A 16,139-nucleotide genomic window follows, 5' to 3' on the forward strand; every position below is an offset into this window, starting at 1 on the left:
GTCAAGATTCCAGATCGCCGACATTACATAATTTGCGAGGCGTGAATACGGCAATCCAACGCTGTCGAATTGCCGCAAGAGCTTGCCTCTTGGCGTCAGGCCGATTTTGCCGGCAACCGACGCCAGCTATAGGCCTGTCCGCCCTCGGCGCGGCCCGCAGTCGGCTGGTAGTAATGCGGAATACCCGGCAGGCGGTTTTCCGACAACCTCTTCAGCGCGGTCTCATTGGTCACGGCGAAACTGTCGATGCCGACGCGCAGCATCAGTGGAATCTGGTCGATCAGCACGTCGCCGACGGCGCGCAGCTCTTTGCCGTAACCCAGGCGTTGCCGCAGCAACGAGGCATGGCTGAAGGCACGACCATCGTTGAAGGCCGGAAAGGCAACCGCGATGATCTCGAGACGATCAAGATAGGGCTGCAGCCGGGTCACGTCGTCAGCCGGCTTGATGACGACGCCGAGGCCGACATCGTTGCTTTCTTCCGCCTTTGCGATCAGCGCATCGAGGTCGAGCAAAGGCTTCTGCGTTTCGGTTGCCTTTAGCTCGTCGGTCTCGATAATCCACCGATCATTGTCGACGAAGCCGGTTTCCCGCCAGATCTTGGTCATAGTCGATCTCCTTAGGCTGCTTCAGCGGCCGACGAGGACGCGCCATAGAGCGCGGTCTTGAACGGCTGCGGCCCGACGCGGCGATAGGCGACGAGGAAGGTTTCAGAAGGATCGAGGCGAAGGCCGAGATAGGTGTCGACGATGGTCTCGATGGCATCCGTCACCTTGTCGGGCTCGAAGCCGCGACCGATGATCTCGCCGATCGACGTATTTTCGTCGCCAGAGCCACCGAGCGTGATCTGATAGAGTTCCGCGCCCTTTTTCTCCACACCAAGCAGGCCGATATGGCCGACATGGTGATGACCGCAGGCGTTGATGCAGCCGGAAATCTTGATCTTCAACTCACCGATCTCCGCCTGGCGCTCGGGCGAACCGAACCGGGTGGAAATCTCCTGCGCGACGGGAATGGAGCGCGCATTGGCAAGCGCACAATAATCGAGACCAGGACAGGCGATAATATCGGTGATCAGGCCGGCATTCGCGGTTTCGAGGCCGATGGCAACGAGGCCGCGATAGACGGCTTCGAGATCGGCCAGCGCCACATGCGGCAGGATGAGGTTCTGCTCGTGGCTGACGCGGATTTCGTCGAAGGCATATTCCTCGGCGATGTCGGCCACCGCTTCCATCTGGCTATCCGTTGCATCGCCCGGGATGCCGCCGATCGGCTTCAGCGAGATTGTCACCATACCGTAATCAGGGTTCTTGTGCGGCTGCACATTCTGCTGCATCCAACGCGCGAAGGCTGGATCGGCCTTCTTCCAGCGCGCCAGGCTTTCCCAGCCTTCGGCGCGCTCAGGTAGAACCGGCGGTGCGAAATAGGCGGAAATCGCCTGGACGTCGGCCTCCGGTAGCTTCAGTTCGGTATCCCGAAGCTTGTCGAACTCGACCTCGACCTGGCGGGCCAGTTCCTCGGCGCCAGTTTCATGCACGAGGATCTTGATGCGCGCCTTGTACTTGTTGTCGCGGCGGCCATGCAGATTGTAAACGCGCATGATTGCCGTCGTGTAGGACAGGAGATCCTCTTCAGGCAGGAAGTCGCGGATCAGCTTGGCAATGAGCGGCGTACGGCCCTGCCCGCCCCCGACATAAACGGCAAAGCCGATCTCGCCCTTGTCGTTCTTCTTCAGATGCAGGCCGATGTCATGCACCTGGATCGCGGCGCGGTCGCGCTCGGCACCGGTAACAGCGATCTTGAACTTGCGCGGCAGGAACGAGAACTCCGGATGAACGGAGGACCATTGCCGCAGGATTTCGGCGTAAGGCCTGGGATCGGCGACCTCGTCTGCCGCAGCGCCGGCGAAATGATCCGCCGTCACGTTGCGAATGCAGTTGCCCGAAGTCTGAATGGCGTGCATTTCGACGGAGGCGAGATCGGCCAGCGCATCCGGCATTTCGGAGAGCTTCGGCCAGTTGAACTGCAGGTTCTGGCGGGTGGTGAAGTGGCCGTAACCGCGGTCATAGGTGCGCGCGACATGGGCGAGCATGCGCATTTGGCGCGAGCTCAGCGTGCCATAGGGAATCGCGATGCGCAGCATATAGGCATGCAGCTGGAGATAGACACCGTTCATCAGGCGTAGCGGCTTGAAAGCGTCTTCCGAAAGCTCACCCGAGAGGCGCCGCTCCACCTGATCGCGAAACTGGGCAACCCGTTCCGCAACGAAGGCGTGGTCGAATTCATCGTAACGATACATGATTTCCTCGGGGCTTCTCAGACTGCAATGAAATCGGGATCGGCCGCGGCATAGCCGGGCGCGTATTCCATGGTGGGGCCTTCGGCGCGGATACGCTCGCGCAGGCGCAGCGGCCAGAGCTTGCCGCCGGTTTCCTGAACGTCGACCAGATTGACGTCGACGACCTTGTTGTCGGCATAGGCCTGCTTGCCGATCGCTTCTAAAGCAGCTTCCGCCTCGGCATGGCGGGCGACGAGCGCTTCCTGCAGCGAGGTCGTCCACTCACCATTCGCGTTCAGCCAAACGGCGACGCCATCGGTGAGCCGGTTTGCGGTCAAAACCTTATCGACCATCCATCAGCTCCTTGCATAGTCTTGAGCAACGGTCTCGCGGCGGACCAGCGGCTCGGATTGTTCGAAATTCGCACCGGCGACGGCGTCGCCGATAATGACCATGACCGGTCCGCTCAATTCGTCGCGGCTTTCGAGATCAGGCAGATCCCGCAATATGCCATGCATCAGCCGGCGATCGCGACGGCTGGCATTTTCGATCACAGCAACTGTGGTCTCAGGCGGCAGACCAGCCTGCATCAGACGGCCGGCGACCGAAGCAGCGACCGTGCGGCCCATGTAGACGGCGATCGTCGCACCGGATACGGCAAGGCTCGCCCAATCGGGCAATACATCGCCCGTGAGATCGTGACCGGTCGTAAAGACGAGCGACGAAGCGACGCCGCGCAGCGTCAGCGGCAGTTCGAAATCGGCGGCGGCAGCAAAGGCGGAGGTGATGCCAGGAACGATCTCGTACGCGATGCCGGCGGCACGCAAGGCTGCCATTTCCTCGCCTGCGCGGCCGTAGACCAGCGGATCGCCCGACTTCAGCCGCACGACGCGCTTGCGTTCGCGACCGAGCTGCACCAGCAAATCGTTGATTTCTTCCTGCGACTTGCTGTGGCAGCCCTTGCGCTTGCCGACGGAGAGGCGCTCGGCATCGCGGCGGCCCATGTCGACGATCGCCTGCGGCACCAGCGCATCATAAACGATGACATCGGCTTCCATCATCACGCGCTGCGCCCGCAAGGTCAGCAGATCTTCCGCGCCGGGACCGGCGCCAACGAGCCAGACGCGGCCCTCGACCTCGCGCGACGACCGCAGCAGCTGATCGGCTGCCTGCTCCGCCTGCGCGGCATGGCCGGCATTGACGGCATCGGCGACGGGTCCCGAAAAGAACTGCCGCCAGAAGATGCGGCGGGCAACGCCGCGCGGCACAAGGTGCTCGACCGGCTTGCGGAAGCGCGTGGCGAGCTCAGCCAGCTTGCCAAGCGATGGCGACAGCATCTGATCGATCTGAGCGCGGATCATCTGCGCCAGCACGGGACCGGCGCCCTCGGTGCCGATGGCAACGGCCACGGGAGCGCGGTTGACCAGCGCCGGCGTATAAAAATCGCAATAGTCAGGCTGATCGACGGCGTTTGCCGGGATTCGCTCTGCGCGGGCCGCATCGACGATCCCGCGATCGGCCTCGGCATCACCGGTGGCGGCAAACACAAGCGTAGCGCCCTTGACCTGATCTGGTGAGAAATCACCGCGTACGGCTTCGATACGATTGGCGATGAGGAAGGCGTGATAATCAGCCTCCGGTGCCTGCACAAACGCGACGACCTTCGCCTGCGTGTTCAGAAGCAGCCGCACCTTGGCAAATGCCTCGTCGCCATTACCAAAGACAGCAGCAATCCTTCCTTCCACACGGAAGAAGGCGGGAAACACCGAAAGCTGTTCAGTCCTGGGAGGCATCGTTATTCCACTTCGAGATTTGCCGAATATCACCCTTGCGGCCAGGAGATTGAAGAAACAGAAATTCTAATGCCCTTGCATGCGCGTATTCTTTTGCTCGACATGCCAAGGATTTGAGCAAAACTCACCAGACGAGCAGATTGCAATAAGCATATAAAATCTATAGATTTTTACGACTCAGCCTCATTGCCGAGATGCTTTATTGCTTGTGGCAAACATAGTCCTTAAGTTATTTACGCATACCGCCGCATTTGCAATCCCGGTAGACTGCAGCAAAAATCGTTGGAGAAAACCCTTGTCTGACAATAGCATCGCTGCACGCCTCCTCAACGTCGTCGAACATGACATCCTGCCCCTGACCCGCCAGGGCGTCGCTGCCGGCAACAAGGTTTTCGGCGCGGCCATCCTGCGCAAATCGGACCTTTCGCTCGTTATCGCGGAAACCAACAATGAGTTGGAAAATCCGCTCTGGCATGGTGAGGTTCATGCTCTCAAGCGCTTCTACGAGCTCGGCGAAAAGCCCATCACCAAGGATCTAATCTTCCTGTCCACGCATGAACCCTGCACCATGTGTATGTCGGCGATCACCTGGGCCGGTTTCGATAATTACTATTATTTCTTCAGCCATGAGGATTCGCGCGACGCTTTCGCGATCCCGCATGACCTCAAGATCCTGAAGGAAGTCTTCGGCCTGGAGCCGGGTGGCTATCGCCGCCAAAACGCATTCTGGAATAGCTTTGCCATCTCCGATCTGGTGGAAACGGAAGAAGATCCGCGCAAAGGCGAATTGAAGAACCAGACGGCGCGCATCAAGCAAGCCTATGCCGGATTGTCCGAGAACTACCAGGCGTCCAAGAGCGACAACGACATCCCCTTGAACTGACAGAGCAAGACCCGAGGCAATGATGGAAGCATCTCGAGACATTTCCGGCCTGATCGATATCATGGCGGCGCTGCGAAACCCCGAGAGCGGCTGCCCCTGGGACATCGTCCAGACCTTCGAGACCATCAAGCCCTATACGATCGAAGAGGCCTATGAGGTTGCGGATGCGATCGAGCGCAAGGATAACGACGATCTTTGCGACGAGCTTGGCGACCTGCTGCTGCAAGTCGTATTCCACGCGCGGATCGCCGAGGAAGCGGGAGCGTTTTCCTTCGGTGATGTCGTCCACGCCATCACCCGCAAGATGATCCGCCGCCATCCCCACGTCTTCGCCGTCTCGGATGCGAAGACCGAGGATGCGGTGACGTTGCAATGGGATCGGATCAAGGCCGAAGAGAAGCGAGAACGCGCCGAGCGCCGCGCCAAAAGCGGGATTACCGAGGATTTCAAGGCCGGCTTCCTGGGCTCTGTGCAGCGGACCTTCCCTGCCCTGACGGAAGCTTTGAAGCTGCAGGAGCGCGCCGCCAAGGTCGGCTTCGACTGGTCGGCACCGGAACCCATTCTCGACAAGATCGAGGAGGAGATCGGTGAACTACGAGCGGCGCTTGCGAGCGGCGACAAGACCAAAGTCAGCGACGAACTCGGCGACCTGATCTTCGCCGTCGTCAATATCGGCCGGCATGTGAACACCGACCCCGAGCAGGCCCTGCGCGGCACCAACACGAAGTTCCGCCGCCGTTTCCACCACATCGAGACGACGCTCGAAGCTGAAGGCGAGACGCTGGAAGGCGCCTCGCTGGAGCGGATGGAAGAGATCTGGCAATCAGCGAAAGCGATAGAGCGGCAGCTTGCGGGGATCAAGACGGCTTAAAGGCCGCCTATTCCCAGTCCTCGCGCTGCGGCTTGGGGCCATTGCCCATGCGCCGCTCCAGCTCAGCCGCCTCGGTTTCGGTCAACCGGACTTCGAGCGTCACGGTGCCGTCCTCGTTGTCTTCGCGGTTGTCGACGATGGCATGATTGTAGAGCCAAGGCAGCAGCGCCAGCTTTTCGACCGGAAGCGTGATCGCCGTCTCGGTCAGCACGCCGGAAAGGCGCCTGCTGATTTCGTCCATCAGGCGATCGACGCCTTCACCGCTTTTCGCCGAGACGGCAATGACGTTCTCGGCGGTCGATGCTTTCTGTACGATAGCATCATGCGCCTCCGGCTCCAGGCGATCGATCTTGTTCCAGACCTCAAGGATGCGATCCGCGCCCTCGGCCTCGCCGATGCCGAGGTCGCCGAGAATGCGCATCACGTCGGCGCTCTGGACCTGATTGTCGTCATCCGAGAGATCGCGCACATGCAGGATCAGGTCGGCTTCCAACACTTCCTCGAGCGTCGCTCTGAAAGCGGCCACCAAGTGAGTCGGCAGGTCGGAAATGAAGCCGACTGTGTCGGAGAGGATGACGGTGCGGCCATGCGGCAGCTTCATGCGGCGCAGCGTCGGATCGAGCGTCGCAAACAGCATGTCTTCCGCCAGCACGCCGGCGCCGGTGATACGGTTGAACAGTGTCGACTTGCCGGCATTGGTATAGCCGACGAGGGCGACGATCGGATGCGGCACCTTCCGGCGCTTGGCGCGATGAAGCTGGCGGGTACGAACCACCTGCTCCAATTCACGCTCCAGCCGTATGATCCGCTCCTGCAGCATGCGCCGGTCGGCTTCGATCTGGGTTTCGCCTGGACCGCCCATGAAGCCGGCACCGCCCCGCTGGCGTTCAAGGTGGGTCCAGCTTCGAACCAGCCGGCCCTTCTGATAGTTCAGATGCGCAAGCTCGACCTGCAGCGTGCCTTCCTTGGTGGAGGCGCGCCGGCCGAAGATTTCGAGAATGAGGCCGGTACGGTCGATGACCTTGGCGTTCCACGCCTTCTCGAGATTGCGTTGCTGTACCGGCGTCAGCGGATGGTCGACGATGACGAGGCCGGCGTTGAACTCGTCGAGCAGCGCAAGGATTTCCTCGATCTTGCCGGTGCCGAGCAATGTTGCCGGTCGCGGATCGTTGATAGGCACGATGGAGCCGTTGACGACGTCGAGATCGATGGCGAGCGCGAGCCCTTTGGCCTCATCGAGACGGCTTTCGGGTAGTCGCGAAACGGAGATGGCACTGTCGGCCTGGGCGGAACGCGCCGCGCGTGCCTGTTTCAGCACGGGCACAACGACAACAGCGCGCATATCATCCCGGTGCTTTATGGTCTCCGGGATGAGGGAATCATTTTTGGTATCGCGTGTCGTGATAGTAGGAAGTCCTGGTTAGGATGCGGCTTCTTCGCTCTCGAACATCTGCATGGGCTGACCCGGCATGATCGTCGAGATCGCATGCTTGTAGACGAGCTGAGAATGGCCATCGCGGCGGAGCAAGACACAGAAATTGTCGAAGGAGGTCACGACACCCGTGAGCTTCACGCCGTTAATCAAGAAAATTGTCAGTGAAATCTTTTGCTTGCGAACAGTATTGAGAAATAAGTCCTGCAAGTTCTGAGAACGTTCCGCCATCGCGCCGCTTCTTTCTTTTTTGCCGACCGAGGTCGGTTAAATGTCATGATATTCAGAGGTCCCGGACGGGAGATACCCTCATTCTCTCCCCCCAGCGAATCTTGGTATCAAATCACGGTCTTTTCCGCAACGTCGAAAAAGGCTTCGCGAATTTTCTGTGACATGCTGCCCGGATGACCGTTGGCGATGGTCTCTCCATCGATAGAAACGACCGGAAAACAGATACTTGTGGCTGCCGTGATGAAGACCTCCCGAGCCTTCATCATCTCCTCGACCGAGAAGAATCGCTCGACAATGGTCACATCGAGCTTCGCCGCGACGTCCATCAAGGTCGTGCGCGTGATGCCGCGCAGAATACCGTGCTCGGCGGGGCGGGTGACGAGATTTCCGTCATGGTCGACAATCCAGACGTTGGTGGCGGCTCCTTCCTTCACCATGCCGTTGTGGTCGATGTAGATCGCTTCCTGCGCGCCGGCTTCCTTCGCCTGCTGTCGGGCCATCGCATTCGGAAGGAGGCCGACAGACTTGATGTCCACACGGTCCCAACGGTTGTCACGGACAGTGATCGCCCTGATGCCATTGGCATTCTTCTTGGCGATTACGGACTGATCCGTGCTTTTCGCGGTCACGACGATCGAAGACGGCGTACCATTAGGTGGAAAGACGTGATCGCGCCGGGCAACGCCACGAGTCACCTGCAGGTAGAACAGGCCATTGCGGACATGATTGCGGCGCAACGTCTCGCGAATCACCAGGACCAATGCCTGCCGGGTCATCGGCCAGGCAATGCGCAGTTCGCCGAGCGAACGGTTGAGGCGATCGAGATGGCGCGTCATGTCGACGATCACGCCATGACGAACCTCGCATACCTCGTAGACACCGTCGGCGAACTGATAACCGCGATCCTCGATGTGCACCATGGCATCGCTGTGCTTGACGTAGCGGCCGTTGACGTAAGCTATTCTCGGCATGAAAGCCCCTGATGCGAAATTCTGTATTGTTTGAAATGTCGGGCGGCCGCTCAGACGCCCAACGACTTCAGCTTACGATGCAGTGCCGAGCGCTCCATGCCGACAAATTCCGCAGTGCGCGAAATATTGCCTCCGAAGCGGTTGATCTGGGCGATGAGATAATCGCGTTCGAACATCTCGCGCGCCTCGCGCAGCGGCAACGTCATGATGTGATAATCGTTCTTGGCGGAAACCTTCGGCAGCATGTCTCCGAGGTCGGTCGGCAGCATTTCCGCCGTGATCGGCGTCTCCGCGCCATCCGAGCGCGCCAGAATCATCAGACGCTCTATATTGTTGCGCAGCTGGCGGATATTGCCGGGCCAGTCATGCGCCTGCAGCACGGCCATGGCGTCATCGCCGATGCGGCGGGGGCGAATGCCGGCCTGCTCTGAAATCTGACGCATCAGCTGATCGACGAGGAAGGGAATATCTTCCCGGCGTTCGGCAAGTGCCGGCACGCGCACCGGCACCACGGCGAGGCGATGATAGAGGTCTTCGCGAAACAAGCTCTCGGCGATGCGGCTCTCGAGATTATAGGCCGTGGACGAGATGATGCGCACATCCACCTTGACGCGCTTGGAACCGCCGACACGCTCGAACTGCTGGTCGACAAGAACGCGCAGGATTTTGTTCTGCGTCTCGCGCGGCATCTCGCCGACTTCGTCGAGATAGAGGATGCCGCGATGGGCTTCTTCCAGGGCACCGATCTTGCGCGCCTGTCCCGGCGAGCCCTCGGTGCCGAACAAGGCGATTTCCATGCGCTCCGGCGTGATGGTTGCCGCATTCAGCGCCACGAACGGGCCGTTCGCCCGCGTCGACTTCTTGTGGATCATGCGCGCCACCAGTTCCTTGCCGGAACCGGAGGGGCCGAAGATCATGACGCGGCTATTGGTGGGCGACACCTTGTCGATCGTCTGACGAAGCTGCGAGACCGCAACCGAGGTTCCGATCAATTCCACCGCGTCGCCGGTGCGGCGTTTCAGCTCGGAAACCTCACGCTTCAGCTTGGAATTTTCGAGCGCGCGCTCGGCAATCAGGATGAGGCGATCGGCCTTGAACGGCTTTTCGATGAAATCGAAGGCGCCGCGCTTGATGGCGGAGACGGCCGTCTCGATATTGCCGTGACCGGAAATCATGACTACAGGCAGATCCGGATGGCGGGTCTTGATCTCGTCGAGCAGCGCAAGGCCATCGAGCTTGCTGCCCTGCATCCAGATATCGAGGAAGATCAGCCGCGGCGCCCGGTCGGAGATAGCGGCGAGCGCACTGTCGCTGTCATAGGCCGTGCGGGTTTCGTGCCCTTCATCCGAAAGAATTCCCGAAACGATTTCGCGAATGTCTTCCTCGTCATCCACTACGAGAATATCAGATGCCATAGACGCTTTCCTTGTCACTTGCTGTCTGGGCGACGGCGGCCTGCTCACGGCGCGGCAGATGCACGCGGATCATGGCTCCCCTGCCCTGGTCGAAATCGGCGGGTGCGTCGTGGAGTTCGATCTGCCCGCCATGGTCTTCAATGATCTTCTTGACGATGGCGAGGCCAAGGCCCGTGCCCTTCTCGCGCATCGTCATGTATGGTTCGAGAATGCTGTGCCGGTTCTCGACCGGAAGGCCGCGGCCATTGTCGATGACATCGACGGTGAAGCGGTCGCGATCTGGGTCCAGGGACGAACGCACCAGGATTTTCGGTTGCTCGCGCGCCTCATCGCTCGGCACGCCTTCGATCGCCTCGACGGCATTCTTGATGAGATTGCCAAAGGCCTGGCCGAGCATTCGCGTGTCGAACATGCCTTCCAGCCGCTCGTCGCCCAGCTCGCGTTGGAATTTGACGTGATTGTTGCCCATCTCGCGCAGGAAAACCGCGTCGCGCAGAATGTCGCGCAGATCGCCCGGCTCCATGGTCGGCTTGGGCATGCGGGCGAATGAGGAAAACTCGTCGACCATACGGCCGATATCGCCCACCTGCCGGATGATCGTATCGGTGCACTGGTCGAAGACCGGACGGTCGGCATCGGCAATGTTCTTGCCGAAACGGCGGCGGATGCGCTCGGCCGACAGCTGGATCGGTGTCAGCGGGTTCTTGATTTCATGGGCGATGCGCCGCGCCACGTCGGCCCAGGCCGTCGAGCGCTGCGCGATCACCAGATCGGTAATGTCGTCGAGCGTGATCACGTAGGATTCGTTGGCATCGCGCGATTCCTCGCGCGTCACCTGAACGCTGAGCGTGCGCACCGTTCCGCCGCGAACCAGACTGATCTGCTTGCGGAAATCGCTGCGATGACGCGTCGTCGCTTCTGTGACGACCTGATCGACCTCGGGGGAGATTTCCGACAAATTCTTGCCGATAAGCTCCTCGCTTTTCAGCGTCAGGAGATCTTCGGCTGAGGTGTTGGCAATCGTGATGCGCCGATCGTGCTCGACGCCGATCACAGCCGCGGTGACGCCCGACAGCACGGCCTCGATGAAGCGGCGGCGGTCGTCCACCTCGTCCTTCGCCTCAAGGATTTCATCGCGCTGGGTGCGGATTTCGGAGATCATCTTGTTGAAGGTGCGCGACAGGCTGCCGACGTCGCCATCGGCCGAGCGGACTGGCACCAGCACGTTCATGTTACCCGAAGCGACATTGTCCGCTGCGCTGATGAGAAGGCGGATCGGCCGCACGATGCGGTCGGCAATCGCGATTGCGGTCCAGATCGCCGCCAAAAGCACGATCAGAGCGAAGCCGATATAGAGGACGGCGAAGGCGATCTGAAGCGACATGCGCCCCGCCTCCATCGCCTTGTATTCGACGGTGTTGTCCTCGACCATGCGCATTGCGTTCATGACGCGGGGGTCGACGGCGCGCACGGTGTAAAGGAACGAACCGGGGATTTCATCGAGCTTGATGACCGCGCCGACGAGATTGGTGACGCCTGGCGGGATAAGCGTCGGCTGGCCATTGGCCGAGGAATCGAGCGCATCTTTTGGAATGGCCGGCAGCGGTCGTTCCGTCTTGATTTCGGCCTGGACGATGGCGGTGCCGTCTCGGCGCACGAGGAAGGCGCCCAGCAAGCCGCGACCGCGAGCCTGACGGGTCATTAGATCGGCAAAACCGGTACGATCGAGATTGAAGAGCGAGCGATTGCGCTCGAGATCGTTCGCCATCGAGACAGTCTGCCCCTGCAGATAGCTCGCATTCTCCATCAGATAGGCCTGCGCGACGTTCTGCGAGGAGCTGATGATCTGCTGCGTGCGCACGCCGAACCAGCGGTCAAGGCCGACATTGAGCGTCAGGCTGGCAACGATGGCGACGAGAATGGCAGGCGTGATCGCGACGATCGAGAAAAGAACGACGATGCGGATGTGCAGACGCGCTGCGGCGCGACCTCGGCTGCGCGCCTTGACCAGCCGCGCGACCTCGCGGGCGATCAAGGCAATCAGTCCCAGCACGAACAGGCCGTTGATGACGACGGAAGTGAAGACGACAGAGGATGTCGGAGCGATCGGCGTCAGCCCGAGAAGCATCAGCAATGTGGCGATGGCGCACAGAAGCGCACCGCCGGCCAGGATCAGGCCAGGTAGGGCAAAGGAAGCACGACGGTCCGTCACCTTGACAACCGCCTCGTCGCTCGCCGCCGGCGACACCGCGTCCTGCATCATTCCCATCAATCTCCACGCCCGAGCGACGGTCGGCGCCCTGCTCGAATCGCACGGCCATTATCAGGCACCGGTGCGAGCGACAGGCAGAGGCGGGAACTGTCGTCCGGTTTCGCACGGAAGCGAAACCTTTACTTCACGTCACTTTTGCAACAAGTTGAAAAATCAGACGGACTCTCGTTCTGACGAGAATGGGTCAGATGAATCGCCACCGCAAAAACGACGAATCTGCTGCGTGACCTTTAAGCAACGCATTGTGGCGAAAATGCAACGCATCGGCTTGGCTTGTCAAGCCGTGCGCGAGCTTCTGTAAACCGAAACACCCAGTTCTCTGATCTTTTTGCGCAGCGTATTGCGATTCAGGCCCAAAAGATCGGCTGCCTTGATCTGATTGCCGCGCGTGGCGGTCAGGGCGGCGAGAATCAGCGGGTATTCCATTTCGGTCAACACGCGGTCGTAGAGGCCGGGTGGCGGCAGGTTCTCGCCGAAGCCGGCGAAATAGGTCCGCATATTCTCCTCCACCGCTTGGGCGATGCTCATCGTGCCCGTGCGCACCGGCCCCTTTTCGATCGGACTGTCGGGCACATCGGCGCGCAGTTCCGCATCGATAATCTCCTTGGTGATGACATCCTGAGGATAGAGCGCCATCAGCCGACGGATCAGGTTTTCCAACTCGCGAACATTGCCCGGCCAGGGATAGGCCTTCATCAGCTCGAGCGCTTCCTGATCGAAGCGCTTGGAACCCAAGCCCTCCTTTTCAGCTTGAGTGATGAAATGACGCACGAGATCGGGAATATCCTCGGCGCGGTCACGCAACGGCGGCAAGCGCAGCGGCACGACGTTGAGGCGGTAGTAGAGATCTTCGCGGAACAGACCCTGATTGATCGCCTGCTTCAGATCCTTGTTGGTGGCGGCAACGATGCGAACGTCGGTACGGATCGGCGTACGACCGCCGACGGTCGTGTATTCGCCCTGCTGCAGCACGCGCAGCAGACGCGTCTGCGCATCCATCGGCATGTCGCCAATTTCGTCGAGGAACAGCGTGCCGCCTTCCGCCTGTTCGAAGCGGCCCGTCGACCGGGTCTGCGCGCCGGTGAAAGCGCCCTTTTCGTGGCCGAAGAGCTCGGATTCGATCAGGTCGCGCGGGATCGCGGCCATGTTGATGGCGACGAACGGCCCGTTGCGGCGCTTGCCGTAGTCATGGAGCGCGCGCGCCACCAGCTCCTTGCCGGTACCGGACTCGCCTGTGATCATCAGCGTCAGGTCGGTCTGCATCAGGCGCGCAAGCACGCGGTAAATTTCCTGCATGGCGGCGGAGCGGCCGACGAGCGGCATGCCATCCTGCATGTCGTCATCGATCTTGGTCGGCTTGCGCTTCGGCTCCGACAATGCGCGGCCAACGATCGCGATCAGTTCCGTCAGGTCGAACGGCTTCGGCAGATAGTCGTAGGCGCCCTTCTCCGATGCCTTGATCGCCGTCATGAACGTGTTTTGCGCACTCATGACCAGAACGGGCAGATCCGGTCTCGCCTTCTTGATGCGCGGAAGCAGATCGAAGGCATTTTCGTCGGGCATGACGACGTCGGTTACAACGAGGTCGCCTTCGCCGGCCGATACCCAACGCCAGAGCGTGGCGGCGTTCGACGTGATGCGTACGTCGTAACCCGCGCGGCTCAGGGCCTGGTTGAGCACGGTGCGGATGGCCGCATCGTCATCGGCGACAAGGATCGTGGCTGTCATCGAGTAGTCCCTGTAGAGTTCGGAAAGGGGGCATCTTCTAGGGTGATGCCCTTGGAGGCGGGCATCAGAACACGAAATGTGGTGCGATGGTTCTGGCTGTCGCATTCGACGATGCCGCCATGATCGCCGATGATCTTGGCGACCAGCGCGAGACCGAGGCCAGTTCCGTTCGTCTTGGTGGTGATGAACGGATCGAAGAGATGCGGCACGAGATCGGCGGGCACGCCAGGACCATTGTCGATTACGCAGAATTCCAGCGGCAGCGAGATCTTTTCGCGCGTACCGGCAACAGAAAGCCGGATACCGGGGCGATAGGCCGTCGTCAGCATGATCTCGCCGTCCTGACGGTCTCCGACCGCTTCAGCGGCATTCTTAACCAGATTGAGAAAGACCTGCACGAGCTGATCCCGGTTTGCGAAAACCGCCGGCAGCGAGGGATCGTAGTTTTCGGAAAGCTTGATGTTGCGGGCGAAACCAGCCTTGGCAACCGCCTTCACATGATCGAGCACGGAATGGATGTTGACAGGTACACGATCGACCGGCCGTTCATCGGAGAAGACCTCCATGCGGTCGACCAGCGAGACGATGCGATCGGTCTCGTCGCAGATCAGGCGCGTCAGGGCGCGGTCGTCGTCCTCAACGGACTGTTCGAGCAGCTGAGCGGCGCCGCGAATGCCCGAGAGCGGGTTCTTGATCTCATGCGCGAGCATGGAGGCAAGGCCGGTGACGGAACGGGCGGCGGCGCGATGCGTCAGTTGCCGGTCGATCTTGTCGGCCATCGAGCGTTCCTGAAACACCACCACCACCGAGCCGATATCGCTCGAAACCGGGGCGACATAGAGGTCCACCAGCTTGTCCTGGCCGAGACGCGGCGAGCTCAGATCGACGCGGTATTCGTTGACCGGCGCGCGGCGCTCACGCACCTGGTCGATCAGGGCAAGCAAGGGGCTGCCGAACGGGATGAAACTGGAGATCTTGTAGCGTGACAGGTGCGAGGCGCTGGCCCCGAAGAAAGCTTCCGCCTCCCAGTTGGCAAAGGCGATCAGGCCCGCTTCGTCAACCATGACGACGGGATTCTGTATCGCGTTGAGGACGGCCATGGCCACGGAATTGGCCGTGTTGTCCCCGCCTCCGGAGCTGGGTTTCGAAGTCATGCAGCCTCCTGGACGCATTGAGCGAGATCGGCGCCTGCCTGCAGTGCGGCATGGAAGGATGCAGCCACCTCGCCACTCTCTTTCGAGGTCATGATTTTTGCCTTGTCGGCGCCCGTCGTCGCCGGCGCATAGCGATCGAGATACCAGGCCAGATGCTTGCGGGCATGGCGGATGCCTACGGCTTCGCCATAGAATTCCAGCATCATCCGGTAATGTTCGAGTGCGATCTCGACGATCTCCTCACGGCCCGGCTCGCGATGACCGGCGAGAACGCCCGCATGCCACGGACGGCCCTGGCAGCCTCGACCGATCATGACGGCGTCAGCACCGGAACGGCGCAGGATTTCCTCCGCATCCTCAATCGTTTCGACATCGCCATTGGCAACGAGCGGAATGGAGACGACATCGCTGACGGCGCGGATCGCATCCCAATCCGCCCTGCCCTCATAGAATTGCATGCGCGTGCGGCCGTGGATGGTGACGAGCTGGATACCGGCCTCCTCGGCCCGCCGGGCAATATGCGGCGCGTTGATCGTATTCTCGTCCCAGCCGAGCCGCATCTTCAGCGTCACGGGAATGTTCACGGCACCGACGGTTGCTTCGATCAGTGTCAGCGCATGATCGGGATCACGCATCAGCGCCGAGCCGGAATAGCCGCCTATGACCTTCTTGGCCGGGCAACCCATATTGATATCGATGATATCGGCTCCGTTATCGGCAGCGATCTTGGCGGCCTCAGCCATCCAATGCGCCTCGCGGCCGGCAAGCTGCACCATATGCGGCTTCAATCCGGCGCTTCTCAAACGCGCCCAGGATTCCGCCGTGTCCTGCACCAGCTCGCGGCTTGCCACCATCTCCGTAACCACCAGACCGGCACCGTAACGCAAGGCAAGCTGCCGGAAAGGCAGATCGGTCACGCCCGACATCGGCGCCAGGATCACGCGATTTCGGATGGATACGGAACCGATGGAAAATGGAGCTGCAAGCTTGGAAGAAAGCAAATGATTATCTTTCGGGCACACCATACATCTGCACTATTTTTAGACACGCTTTGAAAGTTTGCCAAGGGGTTTCGGACAGCCCCGATATTTTTTGGGCAAATGCTGGAAAG

The 16,139-nt window shown here is 60.6% G+C and carries 14 protein-coding genes; 2 read left to right on the plus strand and 12 right to left on the minus strand.

What is annotated here, in order from left to right; genetic code table 11:
- Positions 1-95 precede the first annotated feature (95 nt).
- From BJ928_RS26260 to cysG, 4 genes are read right to left on the minus strand one after another with little or no spacing between them, the layout of a single operon-like run.
- Positions 96-608: a DUF934 domain-containing protein gene (locus BJ928_RS26260; RefSeq protein WP_047633327.1), complete on the minus strand. Its 513-nt coding sequence runs from the start codon at positions 606-608 to the stop codon at positions 96-98.
- An 11-nt stretch (positions 609-619) separates the two neighbouring features.
- A complete protein-coding gene (locus BJ928_RS26265; RefSeq protein WP_047633326.1) occupies positions 620-2,299 on the minus strand; it encodes a nitrite/sulfite reductase in 1,680 nt (559 codons plus the stop codon).
- A gap of 17 nt (positions 2,300-2,316) precedes the next feature.
- The gene (locus BJ928_RS26270; RefSeq protein WP_047633325.1) at positions 2,317-2,631 is read right to left on the minus strand and encodes a DUF2849 domain-containing protein; all 315 of its coding nucleotides are present in this window, start codon (positions 2,629-2,631) and stop codon (positions 2,317-2,319) included.
- 3 nt (positions 2,632-2,634) lie between these two features.
- Entirely contained in the window at positions 2,635-4,071 is a 1,437-nt protein-coding gene (gene cysG, locus BJ928_RS26275; RefSeq protein WP_047633324.1) for a siroheme synthase CysG, read from the minus strand.
- Positions 4,072-4,366: 295 nt separating this feature from the next.
- Here cysG and BJ928_RS26280 point away from each other — a divergent pair, with 295 nt between their 5' ends.
- Both BJ928_RS26280 and mazG read left to right on the plus strand, forming a co-directional pair.
- Entirely contained in the window at positions 4,367-4,954 is a 588-nt protein-coding gene (locus BJ928_RS26280) for a nucleoside deaminase (RefSeq protein ID WP_047633323.1), read from the plus strand.
- A 22-nt stretch (positions 4,955-4,976) separates the two neighbouring features.
- On the plus strand, positions 4,977-5,825 hold the full coding sequence (gene mazG / locus BJ928_RS26285; RefSeq protein WP_047633463.1) for a nucleoside triphosphate pyrophosphohydrolase: 849 nt from the start codon (positions 4,977-4,979) through the stop codon (positions 5,823-5,825).
- 7 nt (positions 5,826-5,832) lie between these two features.
- Here the strand turns inward: mazG and hflX are convergent, their stop codons facing one another.
- The 8 genes from hflX to dusB all read right to left on the minus strand — a co-directional run bounded on the left by hflX (position 5,833) and on the right by dusB (position 16,053).
- Positions 5,833-7,167, minus strand: a complete 1,335-nt coding sequence (hflX, locus tag BJ928_RS26290) for a GTPase HflX (protein WP_047633322.1) — start codon at positions 7,165-7,167, stop codon at positions 5,833-5,835.
- 78 nt (positions 7,168-7,245) lie between these two features.
- The gene (hfq, locus tag BJ928_RS26295; RefSeq protein WP_003539403.1) at positions 7,246-7,488 is read right to left on the minus strand and encodes an RNA chaperone Hfq; all 243 of its coding nucleotides are present in this window, start codon (positions 7,486-7,488) and stop codon (positions 7,246-7,248) included.
- Positions 7,489-7,595: 107 nt separating this feature from the next.
- Positions 7,596-8,459 (minus strand): D-amino-acid transaminase, encoded by an 864-nt coding sequence (locus tag BJ928_RS26300; RefSeq protein WP_047633321.1) that lies wholly within the window; start codon positions 8,457-8,459, stop codon positions 7,596-7,598.
- Positions 8,460-8,509: 50 nt separating this feature from the next.
- Positions 8,510-9,874: a sigma-54 dependent transcriptional regulator gene (locus tag BJ928_RS26305; RefSeq protein WP_047633320.1), complete on the minus strand. Its 1,365-nt coding sequence runs from the start codon at positions 9,872-9,874 to the stop codon at positions 8,510-8,512.
- Complete coding sequence (locus BJ928_RS26310; RefSeq protein WP_047633319.1) at positions 9,864-12,137, minus strand: PAS domain-containing sensor histidine kinase; 2,274 nt, start codon at positions 12,135-12,137, stop codon at positions 9,864-9,866. The genes BJ928_RS26305 and BJ928_RS26310 overlap by 11 nt, the downstream gene beginning before the upstream one ends.
- A 285-nt stretch (positions 12,138-12,422) precedes the next feature.
- Positions 12,423-13,874, minus strand: a complete 1,452-nt coding sequence (gene ntrC / locus BJ928_RS26315) for a nitrogen regulation protein NR(I) (protein ID WP_047633318.1) — start codon at positions 13,872-13,874, stop codon at positions 12,423-12,425.
- Positions 13,871-15,028, minus strand: a complete 1,158-nt coding sequence (locus tag BJ928_RS26320) for a nitrogen regulation protein NR(II) (RefSeq protein ID WP_047633317.1) — start codon at positions 15,026-15,028, stop codon at positions 13,871-13,873. Before BJ928_RS26320 ends, ntrC begins: the two co-directional genes overlap by 4 nt.
- Positions 15,025-16,053: a tRNA dihydrouridine synthase DusB gene (gene dusB / locus BJ928_RS26325; RefSeq protein WP_047633316.1), complete on the minus strand. Its 1,029-nt coding sequence runs from the start codon at positions 16,051-16,053 to the stop codon at positions 15,025-15,027. The genes BJ928_RS26320 and dusB overlap by 4 nt, the downstream gene beginning before the upstream one ends.
- Positions 16,054-16,139: the final 86 nt, after the last annotated feature.

The organism is Rhizobium sp. WW_1, from assembly GCF_003610155.1.
In the GTDB taxonomy this organism is placed as follows: Bacteria; Pseudomonadota; Alphaproteobacteria; order Rhizobiales; family Rhizobiaceae; genus Rhizobium; species Rhizobium tropici_A.

Excerpts from the sequence above, each read along its gene's own strand:
- BJ928_RS26260 (WP_047633327.1), bottom strand. The coding sequence starts at position 608 with ATGACCAAGATCTGGCGGGAAACCGGCTTCGTCGACAATGATCGGTGG.
- BJ928_RS26265 (WP_047633326.1), bottom strand. The coding sequence starts at position 2,299 with ATGTATCGTTACGATGAATTCGACCACGCCTTCGTTGCGGAACGGGTT.
- BJ928_RS26270 (WP_047633325.1), bottom strand. The coding sequence starts at position 2,631 with ATGGTCGATAAGGTTTTGACCGCAAACCGGCTCACCGATGGCGTCGCC.
- cysG (WP_047633324.1), bottom strand. The coding sequence starts at position 4,071 with ATGCCTCCCAGGACTGAACAGCTTTCGGTGTTTCCCGCCTTCTTCCGT.
- mazG (WP_047633463.1), top strand. The coding sequence starts at position 4,977 with ATGGAAGCATCTCGAGACATTTCCGGCCTGATCGATATCATGGCGGCG.
- hflX (WP_047633322.1), bottom strand. The coding sequence starts at position 7,167 with ATGCGCGCTGTTGTCGTTGTGCCCGTGCTGAAACAGGCACGCGCGGCG.
- hfq (WP_003539403.1), bottom strand. The coding sequence starts at position 7,488 with ATGGCGGAACGTTCTCAGAACTTGCAGGACTTATTTCTCAATACTGTT.
- BJ928_RS26300 (WP_047633321.1), bottom strand. The coding sequence starts at position 8,459 with ATGCCGAGAATAGCTTACGTCAACGGCCGCTACGTCAAGCACAGCGAT.
- BJ928_RS26305 (WP_047633320.1), bottom strand. The coding sequence starts at position 9,874 with ATGGCATCTGATATTCTCGTAGTGGATGACGAGGAAGACATTCGCGAA.
- BJ928_RS26310 (WP_047633319.1), bottom strand. The coding sequence starts at position 12,137 with ATGATGCAGGACGCGGTGTCGCCGGCGGCGAGCGACGAGGCGGTTGTC.
- ntrC (WP_047633318.1), bottom strand. The coding sequence starts at position 13,874 with ATGACAGCCACGATCCTTGTCGCCGATGACGATGCGGCCATCCGCACC.
- BJ928_RS26320 (WP_047633317.1), bottom strand. The coding sequence starts at position 15,028 with ATGACTTCGAAACCCAGCTCCGGAGGCGGGGACAACACGGCCAATTCC.
- dusB (WP_047633316.1), bottom strand. The coding sequence starts at position 16,053 with ATGGTGTGCCCGAAAGATAATCATTTGCTTTCTTCCAAGCTTGCAGCT.